The organism is Pseudovibrio sp. Ad26 (assembly GCF_001623285.1).
Lineage (GTDB): Bacteria > Pseudomonadota > Alphaproteobacteria > Rhizobiales > Stappiaceae > Pseudovibrio > Pseudovibrio ascidiaceicola.
This window is the reverse complement of record NZ_LMCE01000116.1, coordinates 1-2,370: the sequence shown is the minus strand read 5'-3', so window position 1 is coordinate 2,370 and position 2,370 is coordinate 1. Positions and strand designations below refer to the sequence as shown.

Annotated in this window: 4 protein-coding genes; all 4 read left to right on the top strand. The window is 50.9% G+C overall.

Annotated elements, in window-relative coordinates; translation table 11 throughout:
• Positions 1-332: 332 nt before the first annotated feature.
• Positions 333-1,118 carry a phosphoadenosine phosphosulfate reductase family protein gene (locus tag PsAD26_RS23080; protein WP_208985824.1) on the top strand — a complete coding sequence of 262 codons (786 nt, stop codon included), beginning with the start codon at positions 333-335 and terminating at the stop codon, positions 1,116-1,118.
• A gap of 72 nt (positions 1,119-1,190) precedes the next feature.
• Positions 1,191-1,649 carry a hypothetical protein gene (locus PsAD26_RS23075; RefSeq protein ID WP_063312297.1) on the top strand — a complete coding sequence of 153 codons (459 nt, stop codon included), beginning with the start codon at positions 1,191-1,193 and terminating at the stop codon, positions 1,647-1,649.
• Between the two features lie 14 nt (positions 1,650-1,663).
• Complete coding sequence (locus tag PsAD26_RS23070; protein ID WP_063312296.1) at positions 1,664-1,966, top strand: hypothetical protein; 303 nt, start codon at positions 1,664-1,666, stop codon at positions 1,964-1,966.
• On the top strand, positions 1,963-2,211 hold the full coding sequence (locus PsAD26_RS23065) for a hypothetical protein (protein WP_063312295.1): 249 nt from the start codon (positions 1,963-1,965) through the stop codon (positions 2,209-2,211). Before PsAD26_RS23070 ends, PsAD26_RS23065 begins: the two co-directional genes overlap by 4 nt.
• Positions 2,212-2,370: the final 159 nt, after the last annotated feature.

The following is a 2,370-nucleotide window of genomic DNA, read 5'->3' as shown; positions in this document are numbered from 1 at the left end:
CACACACCTCCACACTTAAGGTCTCATAATTTCCCCCTGCCGTCTCTAACGAGCCAGCAACGGCAAAACTCAACCTAAAGCGCTCCACTGTCTGTCTCGGCCATGCGGGGACTGTCCCTCGTGCAAAGAAAGGCGGAAAGCCGCTTAGTGGCTTCCTTTGTCTGCTGTTCTTTAAGTCTCCCTTCAGCATGGTCAAGGCAACCTGCAAGCAGGCATTCAAAGAATGACCTTGACCACACCGAACGGCTTTCCATGACGAGAAAAGTGAAACGAACCTTCCAGAGGGGGAGGGGAGTGGACACTTTTTCAAAGCTGTCAGGGAGCGGGCCGCTGTGATTTTGGAGCGCAAGAAAATTACCGACTTGATTAAACGCGGAGCAATCTTTTACGTCTCGCACAGCGGCGGCAAAGACAGTCAGGCCATGTATGCCGCCTTAACTCAGCTCGTTCCGGATCACCAGATTGTCGTTGTTCATGCCGATCTGGGGGTAGTGGAGTGGGACGGGGTTCAAGACCACATCAAGGCGACTATTCATCACTCTTTGAATGTGGTGCAGGCAGCAAAGACCTTCTTTGATATGGTGGAGCACCGTGCCAGAACCCGCCCGGATGTGCCGCCCTGGCCTTCCAGCTCAACCCGCCAGTGCACCAGCGATTTAAAGCGTGGCCTCATTTACAAGTTCATCAGAGCATCCATGAAAGCACGCGGTGCAACGCTGGCCTTGAACTGCACTGGTATACGCGCGCAGGAAAGCTCGGGGCGAGCCAGAAAGGAGCCGTTGAGGCTGAATGCTGTACTGAGTAAGGCTGGCCGTGAAGTCTATGAATACATGCCTATTCATCATCTGACGAGCGCACATGTATTCGCTATCATCGAGCGGGCAGGACAGGTGCCGTTTCACGCTTACAGAGTGCATCGAAACAGGCTAGGCAATGACAGACTGTCTTGTGTATTCTGCATCATGGGCAGTGCAAATGACCTGCGGCACGGAGCCAGATGCCGTCCGGATCTGTATCAAAAATATCTCGAACTGGAAGAGCGAACCGGGTGGACGATGTTCAACGGCAAATCTTTGAAACAGCGGGTGGAAGGTACAACCGCACGCAAAGCGGCTTGAAAAAAGCGACTTGAAACTCAATGATGTAAGCCAGAATAGACCCTATATTTCAATAATGTATAAGGACAAAATATGATTACGGAAAAGCTGACAGAAAACCTGAAAGAGATCAGTACTGTGGCTGAGCGCTTGATGGCATTGGAAATTACACTGGCTGGAGAACTGGCCGAAACCTTTGGCGTCGATCCAGAGTATATCGCCGGGGAAGGTACTCCCTTTGAAGATGAGTTTACGAACCTATTCAACCCAACTCATTCATTTGATGAACGGTTGAAGATGCTTCAGCACACCATTGAATGCCTGAGCAAAATACAGGCTGGAGAAGGGGGGAGGGTAGAAGGTGTGTCGCCGGTGAAAGCAGCTGAGAAAGTAGACTACGATCAAGTTGCTGTCGCTCCATTCAAAAACGACTTAGCCGGGATGAGCGATGAGCACATTGCCAGAGAGCGGCGCGAGGTCGAGGATCGCCTGGACGAAGACACGCCATGGCTAGAGGCCCTTTGTGCTGAGCAAAAAATCAGATCTGAATAAGGAATTTTGAACAAATGACTTTTACCACACTGGCATTGCTGACAGGATTTGAAACGCTGTTCTGCGCGGCTTTGCTTTCTTACCTCAAAGGCAATCGCGAGGGCGTGAGGTTCGGTTTGACGCGGCACTCAATCGCACTGACACTGGTCAGTCTCATGGCTTTTGTGCAGGTCTTTGCACGCACACCAGCCCTCTTATTCTGTGTCGTTGTAGTTTCTATCGTGCTGCAGCTTGAGGGAGCAATTGTTGCTGTTAGCAATAATGCACTGCCGGGATCTGAAAAGGCCGAGAGCTTGAGTGAAGCGGAAACACTATGAAGATCACAAATAGAGAGCGCCTTGCACAAGACGGTTTTGTATTAATTCGCGGCCTGCTTGACCAGCGAATAGAAGGCGGCAATGTGATGGCATTCGATGTTGCTGAGGCCCTGCACAATATTCCATGTGGTCAAAATGACTTTACAGAGAAAATGACAGCTGAACGGTTGATTGAGCTTGGCGAAAAGTATCCAGAGCACAAACAGTTACAAAGGCTCCTTGGCTGGATCGCAACAGATCTTTGACCTTGAAGAAAGTCGTTGAATCGGATGGGAAACAGGTTCAGGCGGTAAGCCGCAAAGCGGCTTTCTTTGTCTGCTTGCCCTTTGAAGTCTCCCTTCACTTTGCTCAAGGCAACCTGCAAGCAGGCAGTGCGACCGGCTTCCTACGCTGCGCTGCGTGCA